At 69.3% G+C, this 19,429-nt stretch carries 14 protein-coding genes; all 14 read left to right on the forward strand.

Translation table 11 applies throughout. The annotated features are described in order from the left end of the window. The first annotated feature begins 26 nt into the window (after window positions 1-26). On the forward strand, window positions 27-2,042 hold the full coding sequence (locus VFG40_RS04535) for an AsmA family protein (protein WP_324895345.1): 2,016 nt from the start codon (window positions 27-29) through the stop codon (window positions 2,040-2,042). Between the two features lie 40 nt (window positions 2,043-2,082). Then, a complete protein-coding gene (locus VFG40_RS04540) occupies window positions 2,083-2,679 on the forward strand; it encodes a YdbL family probable chaperone protein (protein WP_324895347.1) in 597 nt (198 codons plus the stop codon). A gap of 67 nt (window positions 2,680-2,746) precedes the next feature. Continuing rightward, on the forward strand, window positions 2,747-4,057 hold the full coding sequence (gene rlmD / locus VFG40_RS04545) for a 23S rRNA (uracil(1939)-C(5))-methyltransferase RlmD (RefSeq protein WP_324895349.1): 1,311 nt from the start codon (window positions 2,747-2,749) through the stop codon (window positions 4,055-4,057). A 23-nt stretch (window positions 4,058-4,080) separates the two neighbouring features. Beyond that, entirely contained in the window at window positions 4,081-4,611 is a 531-nt protein-coding gene (locus VFG40_RS04550) for a CYTH domain-containing protein (RefSeq protein ID WP_324895351.1), read from the forward strand. Further along, window positions 4,605-5,621 (forward strand): beta-N-acetylhexosaminidase, encoded by a 1,017-nt coding sequence (gene nagZ, locus VFG40_RS04555; protein WP_324895353.1) that lies wholly within the window; start codon window positions 4,605-4,607, stop codon window positions 5,619-5,621. The genes VFG40_RS04550 and nagZ overlap by 7 nt, the downstream gene beginning before the upstream one ends. After that, window positions 5,618-6,178, forward strand: coding sequence for a hypoxanthine-guanine phosphoribosyltransferase (locus VFG40_RS04560; RefSeq protein ID WP_324895355.1), 561 nt, complete (start codon window positions 5,618-5,620; stop codon window positions 6,176-6,178). The genes nagZ and VFG40_RS04560 overlap by 4 nt, the downstream gene beginning before the upstream one ends. A gap of 24 nt (window positions 6,179-6,202) precedes the next feature. Further along, window positions 6,203-6,754 carry an NADPH-dependent FMN reductase gene (locus VFG40_RS04565; RefSeq protein WP_324895357.1) on the forward strand — a complete coding sequence of 184 codons (552 nt, stop codon included), beginning with the start codon at window positions 6,203-6,205 and terminating at the stop codon, window positions 6,752-6,754. Between the two features lie 25 nt (window positions 6,755-6,779). Continuing rightward, window positions 6,780-7,523, forward strand: a complete 744-nt coding sequence (locus VFG40_RS04570; RefSeq protein ID WP_324895359.1) for an S-methyl-5'-thioinosine phosphorylase — start codon at window positions 6,780-6,782, stop codon at window positions 7,521-7,523. A 164-nt stretch (window positions 7,524-7,687) separates the two neighbouring features. Further along, window positions 7,688-7,894: a cold-shock protein gene (locus tag VFG40_RS04575; protein WP_324895361.1), complete on the forward strand. Its 207-nt coding sequence runs from the start codon at window positions 7,688-7,690 to the stop codon at window positions 7,892-7,894. A gap of 522 nt (window positions 7,895-8,416) precedes the next feature. Next, window positions 8,417-8,620 (forward strand): DUF3606 domain-containing protein, encoded by a 204-nt coding sequence (locus tag VFG40_RS04580; protein WP_324895363.1) that lies wholly within the window; start codon window positions 8,417-8,419, stop codon window positions 8,618-8,620. After that, window positions 8,613-11,897: a maltotransferase domain-containing protein gene (locus VFG40_RS04585; RefSeq protein ID WP_324895365.1), complete on the forward strand. Its 3,285-nt coding sequence runs from the start codon at window positions 8,613-8,615 to the stop codon at window positions 11,895-11,897. Before VFG40_RS04580 ends, VFG40_RS04585 begins: the two co-directional genes overlap by 8 nt. An 88-nt stretch (window positions 11,898-11,985) precedes the next feature. Then, entirely contained in the window at window positions 11,986-15,318 is a 3,333-nt protein-coding gene (gene treS, locus VFG40_RS04590; RefSeq protein ID WP_324895368.1) for a maltose alpha-D-glucosyltransferase, read from the forward strand. Then, complete coding sequence (gene glgB / locus VFG40_RS04595) at window positions 15,315-17,510, forward strand: 1,4-alpha-glucan branching protein GlgB (protein ID WP_414649242.1); 2,196 nt, start codon at window positions 15,315-15,317, stop codon at window positions 17,508-17,510. The genes treS and glgB overlap by 4 nt, the downstream gene beginning before the upstream one ends. Before the next feature lie 3 nt (window positions 17,511-17,513). Further along, window positions 17,514-19,429 (forward strand): glycogen debranching protein GlgX (gene glgX / locus VFG40_RS04600; RefSeq protein ID WP_324895370.1); only part of this gene is annotated, 1,916 nt, incomplete at its 3' end.

Consider the following 19,429-nt stretch of genomic DNA (forward strand, 5'->3'; position numbering starts at 1 on the left):
ATCCGAGTTTGGCAGAATGGGCGGCCATGGGTGCCCAATCCAACCGCTTCGCCTGGTCGGTCCTCCTGCTGCTGTTGCTGGTCACGCCGGCGCGCGCGGGCGTGGAGATGGCCGCCCGTACGCTGCGCGTGCCGGGCGTCACGCTGCAGCAGGTCCACGTGCTGGTGACGCCCGGGCCGCAGGGCGGCCTGCGCATCCAGCTCGATGCTGCGCGCGCCGACGTGCCGGTGATGGGCTGGCGTCGCGTGGGCCTGCACGTGGACGGCGTGCTTCAGCGCGACCCGCACCTGCGCTGGATCCTCGACGGCAGCGCCGCATTGCAGCGGGCGCCGGGTGGGGCGCTCACCGACGCAACAGTGAGCCTGCAGGTGGACGAGGCTGCCAACACGCTGCTGCTGGACCTCCGCCAGGGCACTGCGCAGGCCACCACGGCGGTCCCACTGGACCAGCTCAGCCACGCCCAGATCGAGCTCAAGAATCTCCCGTTCGGCTGGCTGCAGGGTCTGTTGAGCACGGTGTGGTCTGGTCAGGCCACCGGGGGACGGGTGGATGCGCTGGTGGCGCTGGACCAGCGTGACGAAGGCATCGAGGCCTCGGGCCGGTTCGGTTTGCGTGCGCTCGGCTTCGACTCCACCAGCGGAACGCTGGCCGCGCAGAACCTCGACGGCGCGGGCCGCTTCACGCTCGACACCACCCAGGGCCCGTCGCGCATCAGCCTGGACGCCACGTTGCGCGACGGCGAGTTGCTGCTCGGTCCGATCTACGCACGCCTGCCCGACCATGCCGTGCAGCTGTCGCTCGACGCCAGCGCGCGCAACGGCGGGCTCGTCTTCAAGCATCTGCACGTGGGCGACCCCGATGCGATGCAGTTGACCGCCTCCATGGCATTCAACGCCAGGAGCGATCTGACCGCGCTGGCCGTCTCGCAGTTGCAGATGAACCTTCCGGCGGCCTACGAGCGCTACGGCTCGGCCTGGCTGGGCACGTTCGGTCTGACTGACCTCACCGTGGCCGGCGAACTGTCTGCCACGCTGGACCTGCGCGACGACGGCCTGCACGCCTTCACCTTCCGCACCGACGGCATGAGCTTTGCCGACGGCGCCGGCCGGATCGGCGTGGAGGCGCTGAAAGGCGGCCTGGACTGGGCTCGCGACGGCACCCGCCCGGCGACCGAGCTGAGCTGGCAGGGCATCAGGCTCTATCGTCTCGCCAACGGCGCGGCCCAGTCGCAGTGGCAAAGCCGGGATGGCTTGCTGGCGCTGCAGCAGCCGGTGTCGATGCCGTTGCTCGACGGACGCGTGCGCATCAGCGAACTCGGCTGGCGGCCGGCTGCCGCCAAGGGCCAGCGGCTGACTGCCTCGCTGGCCGTCAGCGGCGTCGACATGAGCGCATTCAGCCGCGCCATGGGCTGGCCGTCGTTCCCGGGCACGCTCGGTGGCGCCATCTCCGGCCTGACCGTCACCGGCGACGAGATCTCGCTCGCCGGCGGCCTCGCGATCAACGTCTTCGGTGGCTTCGTCGACCTCACCGGGCTCACGCTGCAACAGCCGTTTGGCGACAACCCGGTGCTGTCCGGCGACATCAGCCTGCGCCAGCTCGACCTCGGCGGGATCACCAGCGTGTTCGATTTCGGCAGCATCACCGGCACCCTCGACGGCTCGATCAAGCAGCTGCGGCTGGTGAACTGGCAGCCGGTGGCGTTCGATGCGCGGCTGCGTGCCGACGAGGGCGGCCGGATCAGCCAGCGCGCCGTGAACAACCTGACCTCCGTCGGTGGCGGCGGCGTCGCGGCCGGTTTGCAGGGCGCGGTGCTGAAGCTGTTCAAGACCTTCGGCTACAAGCGCATCGGCCTCGACTGCCGCCTGCAGGGTTCGGTCTGCCACATGAGCGGGCTCGAGCCGACGGCGGACGGCTACACTATCGTCGAGGGCAGCGGCCTGCCGCATCTGGAAGTCATCGGTCACGAGTCCGATGTCGACTGGCCCACGTTGATCCGCCGGCTCAAGGCCGCCATCGCCGGCAACGCGCCGGAAGTTCGCTGAGCTGCCGCCACACGCACTTTTCCGCCCAATGGAGTCGATCATGCGCAAGCTTGTCTATGGATTGCTGACCACCGTGATGGTGGCGCTGGTCGGCTGCGTCACCATCAATGTGTACTTCCCCGAGGCTGCGGCGCAGAAGGCCGCCGACCAGTTCATCGGCACCGTGCTGGAGAACGCCGGCAAGCCCGCACCCAAGGAAGACACGCCGCCCCCGCCGGCCAAGCCGCATCCCTCGGCCATGCTGCTGAACCTGCTGGTGCCGGTGGCCTATGCCGGTGACGCGCCGAACATCCGCATCCAGAACGCCACCACCGAGGCGATCCGCCAGCGCATGCAGTCGCGTTTCAACGGCGGCCTGGGTGACCTGTTCAAGAGCGGCGCGGTGGGCTTCACCCATGACGGCATGGTGGCCGTGCGCGACGCCTCGGCCGTCCCCCTGAGCCAGCGTGCGCAGGTCAACGCCACCGTGGCGGAGGAGAACCGCGATCGCGCCGCGCTGTATCGCGAGGTCGCCAGCGCGAATGGTCATCCGGAATGGGAGCCGCAGATCCGCGCCACCTTTGCCAAGGGCTGGATCGAGCGCGCGCCGGCCGGCTGGTATTATCAGGACGCTGCGGGCGCCTGGAAGCGCAAATAAGCGTCCGCGGGCCCCATCCGCATCCCGCGCCCGGGTCCCTCGACCCGGGCGCCTTGTTTTGAGCGCCATGCAAGAACTCCAAGCCACCATCACCGACCTCAGCCATGACGGCCGCGGCGTCGCCCGCATCGACGGCAAGACCGTGTTCGTCAGCGGCGCGCTGGTCGACGAGCAGGTACGCCTGCGCCTGCGCAAGCGCCATCGCCACTTCGACGAGGCCGAGGTGGTGGAAGTGATCGTGCCGTCGCCGCATCGGGTGACGCCGCGCTGTCGCCACATCGGCGAGTGCGGCGGCTGCTCGCTGCAGCACATGGACGCGGCCGCGCAGATCCACGCCAAGCAGCGCGTGCTGGCGGACAACTTCGCCCGCATCGGCAAGGTGTCGCCTCAGCAGTGGCTCGAGCCGCTTACCGATGCGCCGTGGGGCTACCGTCGCAAGGGCCGCCTGTCGGTGCGCCACGTGCCGAAGAAGGAGCGCGTGCTGGTGGGTTTCCGGCAGGAGGCCAACCCCCGTTTCGTGGCCGAGATCGCCCACTGCGAGGTATTGCATCCGGCGCTTGGGCCGAAGATCGGCCTGCTCGCCGACATGCTGGGCACACTCGACGCAGCGCGCGACATCCCGCAGGTGGAGTTCGCCGGCGGCGACGAAGGCATCGCGCTGGTGTTCCGCCACCTGCAGCCGTTGAGCGAGCGCGACCGCGCGACGCTCACCGCGTTCGGCCAGCAGCACGGCTTCGCCATCTATCTGCAGCCCGGCGGCGTCAGCAGCGTGCACCTGATCTGGCCGGAGCAGTCGCATCTGGCCTTCCGCATTGCGGCGGGCGAGGGCGTGCCCGATGTCGAGCTGGAATTTCGCCCGCTCGATTTCGTGCAGGTCAACGCCGGCATGAACGCGAAGATGATGGCGCGCGCGCTGGATCTGCTCGACCCGCAGCCTACCGACCGCGTGCTCGACCTGTTCTGCGGCCTGGGCAACTTCACCCTGCCGATCGCCCGGCGCGTGGCCGAGGTGGTCGGCGTGGAAGGCGAGCACGGCCTGGTGGAACGCGCCGCCGAGAACGCGGCACGCAACGGCCTGGCCAACGCGCGCTTCCACGTCGCCAACCTGTTCGAAGACCAGCGCGGCAGCGACTGGGCGCGCCAGCCGTGGGACAAGATCCTGCTCGATCCGCCGCGGGCCGGCGCCGACAAGGTGCTGGAGTACCTGCCGCACAAGGCGACCAGGCGCATCGTTTACGTCTCCTGCCACCCCGCCTCGCTGGCGCGGGACGCCGGCATCCTGGTCAACCAGCATGGCTTCCGGCTGACCTCGGCGGGCGTGATGGACATGTTCCCGCACACCGCGCACGTCGAATCCATCGCGCTCTTTGAGCGCTGAGAAACACCAGGGCGATCAACCGTATGGCTATTGAGATCGAACGCAAATTCCTGCTGCGCAGCGACGGTTGGCGCGCGCAGATCGATCGCACCGAGCGCATGGCGCAGGGCTACCTGGTGAGCGCGCAGGCGCTTCGCGACGGCACCGCGAAGGCCTCGGTGCGTGCCCGTGTGGCCGGTGATCGCGCCTGGCTGAACATCAAGGCGGCGCGGTTGGGCATCGAGCGAGCCGAGTTCGAGTACGCCGTGCCGGTGGCCGATGCCGAGGCCATGCTGGGTTCGCTGTGCGACGGCGTGCTGGCCAAGCAGCGCCACTACGTCACCGTCGACGGCGCGCTGTTCGAGATCGACGAGTTTGAAGGCGACAACGCCGGCCTGATCGTGGCCGAGGTGGAGCTGCCCACGGTCGATGCGCCGTTCCCGCGCCCGGTCTGGCTGGGCGCCGAGGTCAGCGCGCTGCCGCGTTACTACAACGTCAACCTGATTACGTACCCTTACGCACAGTGGACGCGCGACGAGCGCGACGCTGTCGATGGAGAACCTTCCGCATGCTGATGATCGGTCTGGCCGGCCTCGCGCTGGAGCCGCGCGAACGCGAGTGGCTGGTCGCGCCCGGCGTGGCCGGCGTGCTGCTTTTTTCCCGCAATTTCGCCTCGCGCGAGCAGCTTGCGGCGCTGGTGGAAGCGATCCGCGAGGTCGGCGGCGAAGACCTGCTGATCGCGGTCGATCAGGAAGGCGGCCCGGTGCAGCGCTTCGGCGACGGCTTCACCCGCCTGCCGGCACTCGCCAAGGTGGGCGCGGCGTACGACCGTGATCCGAGCGACGCCATCCGGCTGGCCGAAGAGCACGCCTGGGTGATGGCCAGCGAACTGCGCGCGACGGGCGTGGATTTCAGCTTTGCGCCCGTGGTGGACCTGGCGCGCGGCAACGCGGCGATCGGCCTGCGCGCGTTCCATGCCGATCCGGCGGTGGCCGGCGAACTGGGCCAGGCCTACGTGCGCGGCATGCATCTGGCCGGCATGGCGGCGGTGCTCAAGCACTTCCCCGGCCACGGTTCGGTGGCCGCCGATACGCACAAGGCGCAGGCGATCGACACGCGCCCGCTGGCCGAGATCGAGCACGTCGACCTGGTGCCGTTCGCCCAATGCGTCGAGGCGCGGGTGGAAGCCGTGATGATGGCCCACGTGATCTACCCGGAAGTGGACGTGCTGCCGGCCGGCTTCTCCAAACGCTGGATCGGCGACGTCCTGCGCGGCCGGCTCGGCTTTGACGGCGCCGTGATCAGCGACGACATCTCGATGGCCGCCGCAGGCACCGCCGGCGGCGTGGCCGCGCGCGTGCACGCGCACCTGGACGCCGGCTGCGACCTGGTGCTGGCCTGCTTCCCCGACGTGGTGGACGAGGCGATCGCCGCTGTCGCCGATCGCCATCCGGTGGCGCCCCAGCGCCTGATGGCCCTGCGCGGCGCGCTCGGCGCCAGCTGGGAATCGCTCACCGACAATCCGCAGCGCGATCGCTTCATCGCGCGCATCACGGCGCTGGACGCCGAAGGAACCACCGCATGATCCACGGCACCGCCACGCCCTCGCTTTCCGACGCCCTCGCCAACGCCGACCTGCTGGTCGACCGGCCCGCGATCGACGCGATGATCACCCGCATAGGACGCGAGATCGATGCCGCGCTGGAGGGCGAGCGCGCACTGTTCCTCACGGTGATGAACGGCGCGCTGATGTTCGCCGGGCACCTGTCGCTGGCGATCCGCACCGACCTGGAATTCGACTACGTGCACGCCACGCGCTACCGCGGGGCCACCACCGGCCACGATCTGCACTGGCTGCGCGAGCCGATCGTGCCGATGACCGGCCGCACCGTGCTGCTGGTCGACGACATCCTCGACGAGGGCCACACGCTCAAGGCCGTTCGCGACGACTGCCTGCAGCGCGGCGCGCGGCGCGTGCTGATCGCCAGCCTGTGCACCAAGAAGCACGACCGGCTGGTCGAAGGCATCGCCTCGGACTTCAACGGCATCGAGCTGCCGGATCGCTACGTGTTCGGCTACGGCATGGATTTCCACGAGCAGGGCCGCAACCTGCCGGCGATCTACGCCCTGCGCGAAAGCTGATTTCGGAACCGGAGCACCTGCGCCATGAAACTACTCGGTATCTCCGGCAGCCTGCGTCGGGCCTCGTTCAACACCGCGCTGCTGCATGCCGCCGCCGAGCTGGCGCCCACCGGCACCGAGCTGGCGATCCACGACCTGCACGCGCTGCCGCTGTTCGATCAGGACGTGGAAGAGCAGGGCGACCCGGCCGCCGTGGTGGCGCTGAAAGACGCCATCGCCGGCGCCGATGCCTTGCTGCTGGCCTCGCCCGAATACAACGGCGGCATCACCGGCGTGCTGAAGAACGCGATCGACTGGGCCTCGCGCAAGGGCATCGCGCGCGACGCTGCGCCGCTCGCCGGCAAGCGCGTGTGCATCATCGGCGCCAGCCCCGGCATCACCGGCACGGTACGTGCGCAGGACGCGCTGCGGCTGGTGCTGCGCCGCGCCGGCGCCATCGTCGAGCCGCAGGGCGAGGTGCTGGTGTTCCAGGCGCACACCAAGATCGCCGACGGCAAGCTGGTGGACGAACGCACCCGCGACGCCCTCGCGCGTCATCTGCAGAACTTCGTCGCGCTCGTAGAGCGCGCGTCCTGACCTACCTGATATCGGAACCGACATCGTGAGCATCGACCTGGCCGTCATCGGCGGCAGTGGCCTGTACAACTTCCCCGGCCTGGAAAACGCCCAGCGGCAGTCGGTGGACACGCCGTACGGCCCCGCCTCCGGCGACGTGGTGTGCGGCGATTTCGCCGGCAAGCGGTTGGCCTTCCTGGCCCGCCACGGCGAGAGCCACACGCTGCCGCCGCACCGCGTGAATTACCGCGCCAACCTGTGGGCGCTGCATCACCTGGGTGCGCGGCGCGTCATCGGCGTCAACGCGGTCGGCGGCATCCGTCACGACATGGGCCCGCGGGTGATCGTGGTGCCAGACCAGATCATCGACTACACGCACGGCCGCCATACCAGCTTCTGCGACGTGGAAGGCGCCGAGGTGAAGCACATCGATTTCAGCGAGCCGTACACCGCCTCGCTGCGTCGCGAGCTGCTGGCAGCGGCCGCCAAGGCCGGCATCGCGGTGATCGACGGCGGCTGCTATGGCGCGACCCAGGGCCCGCGGCTGGAGACCCGCGCCGAGATCGCCCGCATGAAGCGCGACGGCTGCGACCTGGTAGGCATGACCGGCATGCCCGAAGCCGCGCTGGCCCGCGAACTGGAGCTGGATTACGCCTGCCTTGCGCTGGTGGCCAATTTCGCCGCGGGCTGCGGCGACGAGGCGGAGATCAGCATCGAGGAAATCTTCGCCCACCTGGCAGCGGCCACCGCCGAAGTGCCGCGACTGCTCGGCGCCATGCTCGCAGACTGAGGCACAGCCTGCCGTTGTGGCCGCCAGGGGCGCGTTCAGCATATTGCGCTCGCCCCATAAAGATGCCGATACTTTGGGCCGTGCCAGGGGCGGCCGACCAAGGGGATAGGGGGTCAGCACGCATCCGTTGGTGCATCCATCCTTAAGCTTCAGAGGTTGCCGCAATGCGTTTCGGTACGGTCAAGTGGTTCAACGACGCCAAGGGTTTCGGTTTCATCGCACCCGAGGACGGTGGGGAGGACGTTTTCGTCCATTTTTCGGCGATCAATTCCAAGGGCTTCCGCAGCCTGCAGGAAGGCCAGCGCGTGCAGTTCGAAGTCACCCAGGGCCCCAAGGGCGCCCAGGCTTCCGGCGTGGAAATCGCGGCCTGATCGTTCGCTCTACGAGCAGACGTTGCAGAGAAACCCCGTGCTTCGCAGCACGGGGTTTTTTTATCTGCCTTTGCTGAGATTTTTTCCGCGGGTGGCGCTGCCTCCACGACATCGTCTGGTTGAACACTCGTCCTTTGTCCGCCCGCAGCGCAAGCCGGGCAGGACGGCCGCGCGTGAAACGACGGATGGCCCGAACTCGGTCCAGCCTGGCTTCGGACCTGCGGCGCGCGTGTGGTCGCTCGGCCCATCCAGCGGGAATGGCGTTCGCCACACAAGGCACTACACCCCGCCAATGCAGGTGCGGCAGCGCGCTCATCACGAGCGATCTGATCACCACGCGCATGACGGTCGAGGCTGCTTGGCCCGGTGCCCCATGCATTGGGAGAGCGCGCTCTTTCGACGGCATGCACGGTCCCGTCATCTGCCCGTGACGGGGCGTTTAAGTCCCGACCACCACCATCAGCACTCACCGCGAGTGCGCATCGTGCACCCGCCGGCCTCATCTCCCGACGTGTGCAGCCCATGAGCCCATCGAGCAAGACCCTCAACAAGATCAACGAGGCGGATCCATTTGCCATGCACTACTGGTCGCGGCAGTTCCGGCTCTCCGAGCGGGAGCTGCGCAAGGCGATCAGCGAGGTGGGCAACAGTCCCCAGGCCGTGCGTCAGTACGCCAGACAGGCGACGGCGCAGCCGCGCGACAGCATGCAGCGGCACAATGGATGAGCCGACCCTGCCAACACGCCGGCGCTCGCGCCGGGATGCCCAGGCCGCTGCCGGCCCCGCCGCCGAGGGTGCATCCACTGCACCCGAGATTCCCGAGATCCCCCGCATCTATCGTCTGCCAGGCGTGATCGCCGGCGATGAGCGCGACGTCGCTCCCTGGCTCGAGCACGCGGCGGCCATGGGCTTCACCCACGTGCTGGCGACGCTCCCCCACGGCGAGCTTGCCAGCGACACCGCCGCGTCGGCGGTGCAGGGTTTCGCCGCCCGCTGCCGCGAGCACCAGCTGGCCCTGCTGGTGGATATCGACGTTCATCCGATGGCGGCGGACGCACGCCTGCGTCAGGAACACCCAGAGTGGTTCCAGGGGGTGATCGACAGCGACAGCCTGCCCGACCCGCGGCGCGCGCCCGATGAATCGGGTGCGCGCTGGCGCCTGCACGATCCGGCGGCAGCCGCCGCGGCAGCGCAGTGGTGGACGGATCGGCTGGTCGAACTGGCCCGCGCCGGCGTGCGCGGCTTTCGCGTGCTGGCGCCGGCGTCGGCACCCGCCGACTGGTGGCACGATCTGCTTGGCCAGGTGCGCGCTCAGGCCACCGGGCCGCTGCTGTTCGCGGCATGGACCCAGGGCCTCGCGCCCGAGCAGTTGGCGCCGCTGGCGCAGGCGCGCTTCGACTACACCTTCTGCTCGTTCGAGTGGTGGGACTTCCGCTCGCCGTGGCTGCGCGAGGAGCTTGAACGCCTGCGCGCCGTGGCTCCGCCCCTGGCCTGCGTGGCGCCGATTGACGGTGCGGCACAAGTCGCCCGGGGCGAGCAGGATCAACGTGAGCATGCGGGCCGCCGCGCGCTGTGGTTCGCCGCCAGCTGCGCGGCCGGCTGGGTGATGCCGGCCGGCTTCGAGTGGGACCAGCCCGGCGCGACACAGGGCCGGACCCCGGACGCCATGGCCGCACAGTCGGTCGTGGACCTGGTGCCGGAAGTGGGCAGGGTAAACACGTGGCTGCACTCGGCGCCCGCGGCCCTGCGGCAGGCGCCAGTGCTGCATCTGGGGCGCGACTGGACAGCATTGCTCTGCCGCTCCGGCGACGTGGCGCAGCTGCTGCTGGCGAACGCGGCGCTGGAGCGCGAGACACCGGTGGACATCGCGGGCATCGACGGCGGCATCGTGCGCGACTTCGGCCCGTGGCGAGACCTGCGCACGGACGCCGAACTCGCGCCGCGACAGTTGGAGGCCGGCGCCGTGATGCTGCTGCATGCCACCCGGGCGCAACCGGCCAACCCGCGCGCCTCGGCGAGTGCCCAACGCCAGCGCCTGAGCGATGCGACGGTGGCCGCGCGCATCGCCATCGAAAACGTGAGCCCCTGTGTGGACGGCGGGCGCTTTGCGGTGAAGCGGGTCGTGGGAGATCGCGTGGTGGTCGAAGCGGACGTGTTCATGGACGGCCACGACGAACTGGCTGCCGTGCTGCGCTGGCGTGCGCTGGGTGACAAGCAGTGGCAGGAGCAGCGGATGGCGCCCCAGGGCAACGACCGCTACCGGGGAGAGTTCACGCCGTTCCGGATCGGGCCGCACGAATACGTGGTGCAGGCCTGGCGCGATGCGTTCGCTACCTACCAGCACGAGATCCACGTCAAGCACGACGCGGGCCTGGATATCGGGCTCGAGCTGGAAGAGGGCAGGTTGCTGGTGGAGTCCACCGCGGCGGGCGCACCGCCGAAGTTGCGCAAGCCGCTGCGGGCGCTGCTGACGCAGCTGGAGAACGCGGCTGACGATGAGGCGCGCTATCGCCAGCTGATCGCCGATGCCAGCGTGCAGGCGATGGCGGCGGCCGATCCGCGGCCGTTTGCGGTGGAAAGTCCGCTGCTGCGGCTGGAGGTGGATCGCCGCGCGGCGATGTTTGCCAGCTGGTATGAGTTGTTTCCCCGCTCGGAAACCGACGACCCCGCCCGCCACGGCACCCTGCGCGACGTGATCAAGCGCCTGCCGGCGATCCAGGCGATGGGCTTCGACGTGCTGTACTTCCCGCCGATCCACCCGATCGGGACGGCTTTTCGCAAGGGTCCCAACAACACGCTCACGCCCGGGCCGGACGACCCGGGCAGCCCGTACGCGGTCGGTTCGCCCGAGGGCGGCCACGATGCGATCCATCCCCAGCTCGGCACGCTGGAGGATTTCCGCGCGCTGCGCGACGCGGCCCATGCGCACGGCCTGGAGCTGGCGCTGGACTTCGCCATCCAGTGCTCGCCGGACCACCCGTGGCTGCGCGAGCACCCGGAGTGGTTCGACTGGCGTCCGGACGGCAGCCTGCGCTACGCGGAAAACCCGCCGAAGAAATACCAGGACATCGTCAACGTCGACTTCTATGCCGACGGCGCGGTGCCCTCGCTGTGGCAGGCGCTGTGCGACGTGGTGCTGTTCTGGGCGGGCGAGGGCGTGCGCACGTTCCGCGTCGACAACCCGCACACCAAGCCGTACCCGTTCTGGGAATGGATGATCGCGCGGGTGCGCGAGAGTTACCCCGACGCCTTGTTCCTGGCCGAGGCGTTCACCCGGCCACGGCCGATGTACCGGCTGGCCAAGGCCGGCTTCAACCAGTCCTACACCTACTTCACCTGGCGCCACACGCAGCGCGAGTTCGTCGAGTACCTCACCGAGCTGACCCAGGAGGCGCCGAAGGATTTCTACCGGCCGAACTTCTTCGTCAACACGCCGGACATCAACCCGTATTTCCTGCAGCGTTCGGGGCGCACCGGCTTCCTCATCCGGGCCGCGCTCGCCACCACGCTGTCCGGTTTGTGGGGCATGTATTCGGGCTTCGAGCTGTGCGAGGCGCTGCCGGTGCCGGGCAAGGAGGAGTACCTCGATTCGGAGAAGTACGAGATCCGCCCGCGTGACTTCAGCCAGCCCGGCAACATCGTGGCGGAGATCACCCGCCTGAACATGATCCGGCGCCAGCACCCCGCGCTGCAGAGTCACTTGGGCGTGCGGTTCCTGCCGTGCTCGAGCGAGCAGGTGCTGTGCTTCGAGAAATTCTTCCCCGCCGGCGATCCGGCCCAGGCCGACGATCGGGTGCTGGTGGCCATCAGCCTCGATCCGCACGGCGACCAGCGCGCCACGCTCACGCTGCCGCTGCACGCCTGGGGCCTGCCGCACGATGCCTCGCTGATCGCCGAGGACCTGCTGCACGGCGGCAGCGCCACCTGGCAGGGACCGTCGCGCGAGGTCTGGCTGGGGCAGGCGCTGCCTTACGCGATCTGGCATCTGAGGACACACTCATGAGTACCCCACCGTTGCTGCCGGCGAACTACGCCCGGAGCCGTAGTGTCCGTCTCGCGCCGGCGACCTCGGCTGCTGCCGGTAGCGCGTCATGAATCGCCGCGAGAAATTTCCGGGCGCGCCGTCGTTCACCGACGATCCGCTCTGGTACAAGGACGCGGTCATCTACCAGGTCCACGTAAAGTCATTCTTCGACGCCAACAACGATGGCGTCGGCGACTTCCAGGGCCTGATCGAGAAGCTCGACTACATCACCGAGCTGGGCGTGAACACGCTGTGGCTGCTGCCGTTCTACCCCAGCCCGCGCCGTGACGACGGCTACGACATCTCCGGCTACAAGGACGTGCACCCGGACTACGGCACGCTCGCCGACGCCAAGCGCTTCATCGCCGCCGCCCACGCCCGCGGGCTGCGCGTGATCACCGAGCTGGTGATCAACCACACCTCCGACCAGCACCCGTGGTTCCAGCGCGCACGGCGCGCCAAGAAGGGCTCGTCCGCGCGCAACTTCTACGTGTGGTCGGACACCGACCAGGCCTACAGCGGCACGCGCATCATCTTTCTCGACACCGAAAAGTCCAACTGGACCTGGGACGCCGAGGCCGGCCAGTACTTCTGGCATCGGTTCTTCTCGCACCAGCCCGACCTCAATTTCGACAACCCCGCGGTGATCAAGGCGGTGCTGGGGGTGATGCGGTTCTGGCTGGACATCGGCGTGGACGGCCTGCGGCTGGACGCGGTGCCGTACCTGATCGAGCGCGAGGGCACCAACAACGAGAACCTCGCCGAAACCCACGACATCCTCAAGCTGATCCGCAAGGAGATCGACGAGCACTACCCCGATCGCATGCTGCTGGCCGAGGCCAACCAGTGGCCGGAAGACACCCAGGATTATTTCGGCGGCGGCGACGAATGCCACATGGCGTTCCACTTTCCGCTGATGCCGCGGATGTACATGGCGATCGCGCGCGAAGACCGCTTCCCGATCACCGACATCATGCGGCAGACGCCGGAGATCCCCGAGAACTGCCAGTGGGCGATCTTCCTGCGCAACCACGACGAGCTGACGCTGGAGATGGTCACCGACGCCGAGCGCGACTACCTATGGCAGACCTACGCCAGCGACAAGCGCGCGCGCATCAACCTGGGGATACGCCGCCGCCTCGCGCCGCTGCTGGAGCGCGACCTGCGCCGCATCGAGCTGATGAACTCGCTGCTGCTGACCATGCCCGGCACGCCGGTGCTGTACTACGGCGACGAGCTGGGCATGGGTGACAACATCCACCTGGGTGACCGCGACGGCGTGCGCACGCCCATGCAGTGGTCGATGGATCGCAACGGCGGCTTCTCCAAGGCCGACCCGGCCAAGCTGGTGCTGCCGCCGATCATGGATCCGCTGTACGGCTTCCAGGCGGTCAACGTGGAGGCGCAATCGCGCGATCCGCACTCGCAGCTCAACTGGAGCCGCCGCATGCTGGCGGTGCGCAAGCGCTACCGCGCGTTCGGACGCGGCACGCTGAAGTTCCTCTACCCGGGCAACCGCAAGGTGCTGGCGTACCTGCGCGAGTACGGCGACGAACAGGTGCTGTGCGTGGCCAACGTGTCGCGCTCGATGCAGGCGGTGGAGCTGGACCTGAGCGCGTTCGACGGTTTCGTGCCGGTGGAGATCTACGGCGGCACCTCGTTCCCGCCGATCGGCCAGTTGCCGTACCTGCTGACGCTGCCGCCGTACGGTTTCTACGCGTTCCAGCTGTGCGCCAACGCCCAGATGCCGTCCTGGCACGAGGAGCCGGCCGAGGCGATGCCGGACTACGAGACGCTGGTGCTGCGCGGGCCGCTCGCCGACGGGCCAGTGATGGCGCATCACAAGCACGCGCTCGAGTACGACGTGCTGCCCACCTACCTGGGCATGCGCCGCTGGTTCGGCGCCAAGGATCGCGGCATCGCCTCGATCAGCATCATGTACAGCCAGCCGTGGCCCGACCAGGGCGACGACCTGGTGGTGTCGGAAATCGAGACCGCCCTCAACGATGGCGGCAGCGAGCGCTACTGCCTGCCGCTGGGCATCTTCTGGGAAGACGAAAACCCGCCGCCGCGCGCGCGGCAGCTGGCGCTGGCGCGGGTGCGCCGCGGCCGCCGCGTGGGCTACCTCACCGACGGCTTCGTGCTCGACTCGTTCATCTCCGGCCTGCTGCGCGGCCTGCGCGAGAAGGTGGAGCTGCCGCTGCGCCGCGGCGGGATGATCCAGTTCAGCGGCACGCCGGCACTGGAGGGCATCGAGTTTCCCACCGAGCTGGAAAACCGCTGGCTGTCCGCCGAGCAGTCCAACAGCTCGGTGATCGTGCACGAGCGCGGCATGCTCAAGCTGTTCCGGCACATTTCGCACGGCATCAATCCCGAGCTGGAGATGGGCCGGCACCTGAGCCGGGTCGGCTATGCGCACACCCCGCCGCTGCTGGGCGAGGTGCTGCACGTGGGTGCCGACGGCATTCCCTCGGCGCTGGCGGTGATGCAGGGGTTCGTGCGCAACCAGGGCGATGCCTGGCGCTGGACCCTCAACTACCTGCGCCGCAGCTACGACGAGTACGGCCATGCATCCGACGACGACGCCCGTGCGGAAATCGTGGCTGGCTACGACAGCTTCGCCGCCGCCGTCGGCACCCGGCTGGGGCAGCTGCACGCGGTGCTCGCGCGGCCCAGCGACGATCCCGCGTTCCAGCCGCAGCCGGCCACCGACGCAGACGGCAGGGCCTGGGCAGCACACGCCCGCGAGCAGCTCGACCAGGCGCTGGCCGCGCTCGATGGCCTGGCCGAGCCGGACGATCAGCTCCGCGCCGATCGACAGGCGCTGCTCGCCCGGCACGAGTCGTTGCACCAGCGCATCGACCGGCTCTCCGAACGGGCCGCCGGCACGCTGCGCACGCGCTCGCACGGTGACTTCCACTTAGGCCAGATCCTGGTGGTGAAGGGCGATGCGTGGCTGATCGATTTCGAGGGCGAGCCGGCGCGGCCGCTGGAAGAGCGCCGCCAGAAGGGCTCGCCGCTGCGCGACGTGGCGGGGTTGCTGCGTTCGCTCGACTACGCCGCCGCCGTGGCCCAGCGCGGCGAGGACGGCGTGGCGCCGGTGGAGGACGAGCACTACCACGCGTATCTGGAGGCATTCCGCCAGCGCGCGGGCGAGGTGTTCCTGCGCGCCTATGTTGACGTGCTCGACCATGCGCAGCCGCGCTGGGTCGGCGAAGAAGCCCTCAAGCCCCTGCTGGAGCTTTTCCTGCTGGAGAAAGCCGCTTACGAAATCGCCTACGAGGCGGCCAACCGCCCCGGCTGGGTCGCGGTACCGCTGCGCGGGCTGCTTGCGCTGGCACAGGCCGACGACGGCGCCGACGTGGCGCCGTCACCCAACCCCCGCGGGAGGCGCGCATGAGCGACAGCGAGCTGATGGATCCCCACGCCGCGCTGGCCGACGAGGCCGCGCGCGCACTGATCGAGGGCCGCCACGGCGATCCCTTCGCCGAGCTGGGGCCGCACCCGGCCGGCGCCGGCCTGCGCCGCATCTGCACGCTGCAGCCGGGCGCGCAGGCGGTGGAGGTCATCGACACCCACGGCAGCGTGCTGGCCCGGCTGCAGCAGCAGCGCGACGGGCTGTTCACCGGGCTGGCCGAAGGCGAAGGCCGCTACCGCCTGCGCGTGCACTGGCCACAGGCGGTGCAGGAGCTGGTCGATCCGTACGCCTTCGGCACGCTGCTGGCCGACGAAGACCTGGCCCAGCTCGCCGGCGGCCACCACCCCAAGCTGTACCGGGTGCTGGGCGCGCAGCCGATGAAAGTGGACGAGGTCGCCGGCGTGCGCTTCGCCGTGTGGGCACCGAATGCGCGGCGCGTGAGCGTGATCGGCGACTTCAACCAGTGGGACGGGCGGCGCCACCCGATGCGCCTGCGCGCCCCGGCCGGTGTGTGGGAGTTGTTCGTGCCGGGCCTGGCGCCGGGCGCGCACTACAAGTTCGAGATCCTGGGCGCCGACTACGTGGTGCGGCAGAAGGCCGACCCGGTGGCGCTGGCGACCGAGGCGCCGCCGTCGACCGCCTCGGTGGTGGCCGATCCGGCCGCGTTCGGCTGGACCGACCAGCAATGGATGCGCGAGCGCGGCCGACGGCAGGCGCTCGACGCGCCGCTGTCGATCTACGAACTGCACGCCGGCTCGTGGCTGCGCGACGGGCACGGCGACAACCTCGACTGGGACGCGCTGGGCGAGCGGCTGATCCCGTACGTCAGCGGCATGGGCTTTACCCATCTGGAGCTGCTGCCCATCTCCGAGCATCCCTTTGGCGGTTCGTGGGGCTACCAGCCGCTGGGGCAGTTCGCGCCCACGGCGCGGTTTGGTCCGCCGGCCGCGTTCGCGCGCTTCGTCGACCGCTGCCACGAGGCCGGCATCGGCGTGATCGTGGACTGGGTGCCGGCGCATTTCCCCACCGATGCGCACGGGCTGGTGCAGTTCGACGGCACCGCGCTGTACGAGCACGCCGATCCGCGCGAGGGTTTCCACCAGGACTGGAACACGCTGATCTACAACCTCGGCCGCAACGAGGTGGCCGGCTTTTTGGTTGCCAGCGCGCTGGCGTGGCTGGAGCGCTTCCACGTCGACGGCCTGCGGGTGGATGCGGTGGCTTCGATGCTCTACCGCGACTACAGCCGCAAGCACGGCGAGTGGGTGCCCAACGTGCACGGCGGGCGCGAGAATCTCGAGTCGATCGCCTTCCTGCGCCGCTTCAACGCGGCAGTGCACGAGCGCCATCCGGACGTGCTCACCATCGCCGAGGAATCCACCGCGTGGCCCGGCGTGACCCGCCCGACCAGCGAGGGCGGCCTGGGCTTCGATTACAAGTGGAACATGGGCTGGATGCACGACACGCTGCAGTACATGTCGCGCGATCCGATCCACCGCCGCTGGCACCACCACGAGATGACGTTCTCGATGGTCTACGCGTATTCGGAGCATTTCGTGCTGCCGCTGTCGCATGACGAGGTGGTGCACGGCAAGCGGTCGCTGCTCGGACGCATGCCCGGCGACGACTGGCAGCAGCTGGCGAACCTGCGCGCGTACTTCGGTTTCATGTGGGCGCACCCGGGCAAGAAGCTGCTGTTCAACGGCGGCGAGCTGGCGCAGCCGACCGAATGGAACCACGACACCCAGCTGCCGTGGGAGCTGCTGGACAACCCGCGCCACCGTGGCATGCAGCAGCTGGTGCGCGACCTCAACCGGCTCTACGCCGCCGAGCCCGCGCTGCACGCCAGCGACATCGACCCCGCCGGTTTCCACTGGGCGGTGGGCGACGACGCCGAGCACAGCGTGCTTGCCTGGTGGCGCTACGCCGGCGGTGCGCCGCCTGCGCTGGTGGTGTGCAACCTCACGCCGGCGCCATTGCCGCACTACCGCATCGGCGTGCCGCGCGAGGGCCGCTGGCAGGTGCGCCTCAACACCGACGCCAGCGAGTACGGCGGCTCGGGTGCGGGTGACGCCGTGGTGCACAGCGAACCCTTGCCGCTGCATCAGCAGGCGCACTCGGTGGGGTTGTCGTTGCCGCCGCTGGCGACGGTGATCCTGATCGCCGACCGCTGATCGATGGCGTACACCCCCGACCGGATCCAGCCGGGCCAGCCGTATCCGCTGGGCGCCACCTGCGACGGCATCGGCACCAACTTCGCGGTGTTCTCGGCGCACGCCACGCGCATGGAGCTGTGCCTGTTCGACCCGACCGGCCGGCGCCAGCTGGCGTGCTACGACCTGCCCGAATACACCGACCAGGTGTGGCACGGGTACCTGCCGCGGGTCACCGCGGGGCAGCTGTACGGCTACCGGGCGCACGGCCCGTACGAGCCCGAGCAGGGGCACCGCTTCAACCCGCACAAGCTGCTGATCGACCCGTACGCGCGGCAGCTCGCGGGGCAGACGCGCTGGTCCGACGCGCTGCACGGCTACCGCATGTCTTCGCCGCGGGCGGATCTGTCGTTCGACCGCCGCGACAGCGCCGCCGCCGTTCCCAAGTCGGTGGTGGTGGAGCCGATGGAGCCGTTGCTCCACCAGCCCCGGCCGCGCACCCCGTGGTCGCGCACGGTGATCTACGAGACCCACCTCAAGGGGCTCACCCAGAAACTGCCGCAGCTGCGCCCGCACGAGGCCGGCACCTTCATGGCGCTGGCCGATCCGCGGGTGATCGAGCACCTGGTCAAGCTCGGCGTCACCGCGGTCGAGCTGCTGCCGGTGCATGCGTTCGTGCAGGACCGCCGGCTGGCGCAGATGAAGCTGCGCAACTACTGGGGCTACAACACGCTGGCGTTCTTTGCACCGGAACCGGATTACCTGGTGCGCGGCGCACTCAGCGAAGTGCGTGCCGCCGTGCGCGCGCTGCACGACGCCGGCATCGAGGTGATTCTGGACGTGGTCTACAACCACACCGGCGAAGGCAACCAGATGGGCCCGACGCTGTGCTTCCGCGGTATCGACAACGCGAGCTACTACCGACTGCAGGAAGACCCGCGCTATTACTGCGACGACACCGGCACCGGCAACAGCCTGAACCTCGCGCATCCGCGCGTGCTGCAGATGGTGATGGATTCGCTGCGCTACTGGGCCGGCGAGATGCAGGTCGACGGCTTTCGCTTCGACCTCGCGACCACCCTTGCCAGGGGCGTGAACGGGTTCGATCCGCACTGCAGTTTCCTGGATGCGCTCGCGCAGGACCCGATGCTGGCGCGGGTGAAGCTGATCGCCGAACCCTGGGACGTGGGGCCCGGCGGCTACCAGCTCGGCCGCTTCGGCGCCGCCTGGTCGGAATGGAACGACCGCTACCGCGACAGCGCGCGCCGCTTCTGGCGCGGCGACGCGGGTGCGCTGCCGGAGCTGGCGACGCGCATCACCGGCTCCGCCGACCTGTTCGACCACGACGGCCGCAGCCCGCGCGCCAGCGTGAATTTCATCACCGCCCACGACGGGTTCACCTTGCAGGATCTCGTTTCCTACGAGCACAAGCACAACGAGGCGAACCAGGAGGACAACCGCGACGGCCGCGACGATGCGCTGAGCGCGAACTACGGCGCCGAAGGCGAAACCCGCGACCCCGGCATCCTCGAATTACGCCGGCGGCAGCGGCGGAACCTGCTCGCGACCTTGCTGTTGTCGCAAGGCACGCCGATGCTGCTCGCCGGCGACGAATTCGGCCGTACCCAGCACGGCAACAACAATGCCTATGCGCAGGACAACGAAACCAGTTGGGTGGATTGGGAAGCGATCGACGAGGCGGCCGACGACGACATCCGCTTCGTCCGCCGCCTGATCCGCCTGCGCCGCAACCATCCGGCGCTGCGCTGGCCGCGCTTCATGCACGGGTGGGCTCAGTGCGAAAAGAGCATCAAGGACATCACCTGGCTCGCCTCCGAGGGCGGCGAGATGAACACCGGCCACTGGAGCGACCCTGAACGCCGCAGCGTGGGGCTGCTGCTGAACGGGCGTGCCGACATCCGCGTCGGAACCCTGCCGCT

Origin of the sequence: Dyella sp., assembly GCF_035685805.1 — a bacterium.
Classification (GTDB): domain Bacteria; phylum Pseudomonadota; class Gammaproteobacteria; order Xanthomonadales; family Rhodanobacteraceae; genus Dyella_A.

What these genes read in the sequence shown, in the direction of transcription:
- VFG40_RS04535 (WP_324895345.1), top strand. Translation starts at nt 27, where the DNA reads ATGGGTGCCCAATCCAACCGCTTCGCCTGGTCGGTCCTCCTGCTGCTG.
- VFG40_RS04540 (WP_324895347.1), top strand. Translation starts at nt 2,083, where the DNA reads ATGCGCAAGCTTGTCTATGGATTGCTGACCACCGTGATGGTGGCGCTG.
- rlmD (WP_324895349.1), top strand. Translation starts at nt 2,747, where the DNA reads ATGCAAGAACTCCAAGCCACCATCACCGACCTCAGCCATGACGGCCGC.
- VFG40_RS04550 (WP_324895351.1), top strand. Translation starts at nt 4,081, where the DNA reads ATGGCTATTGAGATCGAACGCAAATTCCTGCTGCGCAGCGACGGTTGG.
- nagZ (WP_324895353.1), top strand. Translation starts at nt 4,605, where the DNA reads ATGCTGATGATCGGTCTGGCCGGCCTCGCGCTGGAGCCGCGCGAACGC.
- VFG40_RS04560 (WP_324895355.1), top strand. Translation starts at nt 5,618, where the DNA reads ATGATCCACGGCACCGCCACGCCCTCGCTTTCCGACGCCCTCGCCAAC.
- VFG40_RS04565 (WP_324895357.1), top strand. Translation starts at nt 6,203, where the DNA reads ATGAAACTACTCGGTATCTCCGGCAGCCTGCGTCGGGCCTCGTTCAAC.
- VFG40_RS04575 (WP_324895361.1), top strand. Translation starts at nt 7,688, where the DNA reads ATGCGTTTCGGTACGGTCAAGTGGTTCAACGACGCCAAGGGTTTCGGT.
- VFG40_RS04580 (WP_324895363.1), top strand. Translation starts at nt 8,417, where the DNA reads ATGAGCCCATCGAGCAAGACCCTCAACAAGATCAACGAGGCGGATCCA.
- VFG40_RS04585 (WP_324895365.1), top strand. Translation starts at nt 8,613, where the DNA reads ATGGATGAGCCGACCCTGCCAACACGCCGGCGCTCGCGCCGGGATGCC.
- treS (WP_324895368.1), top strand. Translation starts at nt 11,986, where the DNA reads ATGAATCGCCGCGAGAAATTTCCGGGCGCGCCGTCGTTCACCGACGAT.
- glgB (WP_414649242.1), top strand. Translation starts at nt 15,315, where the DNA reads ATGAGCGACAGCGAGCTGATGGATCCCCACGCCGCGCTGGCCGACGAG.